The following is a 905-nucleotide window of genomic DNA, read 5'->3' on the forward strand; positions in this document are numbered from 1 at the left end:
TGCCTTCTTTAGTATCTAACTTAGCGTTTATTGTGCCAACATTACTAATATTTCCAGCTTCATCTTTAGCTACTAATTCTAATTTTTCACCATCTTTTACATCATTTAATGTTGCTTTAAAGTTACCATCAGCATCAGCTTTAACTTCAGTTTTACCATTTATTGTTACCACTGCATTTGGCTCTGTTTTACCTTCTACAACATAATTACCATTTAAATCTGGAGTTCCTGTTAATTCTCCTAATAATGGAGCTGTAGTGTCTATTGTCGTTGTAGCAACATCAGATACTATTTTATCATTTACATTATAAGTTACTTCTACCTTAACTTCTCCATCTTTTTCTGGAGTATAAGTAGTTGTAAATGAGCCATCTTTATTAAATGTAACATCAACAACTTTATCATTAATTTTAACAAGAGCTTTATTTTCAACAAATTCAACAGCATTTCCATTAGCATCAACTGGCTTAATTGTTCCACTAATTGTAAGAACCTTATTATTATTTAAAGTATTTTCAACATTAACACCATTGCCTGTAATTTCAACATCAACTTTAGCATCTACTTCTTTACTTGCAGCTTCTAATATAGTAACAACATCTGCTTTACCTTCAAATTTAACTTGAATTAAACCAATATTATTACCAATAATATTCGCATCAAGATTGATTGTAAATGTGCCATCTGCATCAATGTGTCCAACAACTTTAATATCATTTACAACGCTATTTAATATATTACTTTGAATATCAAATTCGTAATCTCCTGCTACGCCTTGATAATTTTCTAATTTACCTTTAAGCACTAAGCTATTGCTATCAACTGTTGCTGAATGATCTTTTATAGTATCATCACCATTTACTTCTGTAATAACAAGTTTATCAAATACTGGAGCTACTGGCTTA

At 29.9% G+C, this 905-nt stretch carries 1 protein-coding gene; it reads right to left on the reverse strand.

Going from position 1 to position 905, the window contains the following annotated elements:
- Positions 1 to 905 (reverse strand): Ig-like domain-containing protein (locus tag AVBRAN12642_RS09715; protein WP_336608314.1); only part of this gene is annotated, 905 nt, incomplete at both ends.

It is taken from the genome of Campylobacter sp. RM12642, from assembly GCF_020137635.1.
In the GTDB taxonomy this organism is placed as follows: Bacteria; Campylobacterota; Campylobacteria; order Campylobacterales; family Campylobacteraceae; genus Campylobacter_E.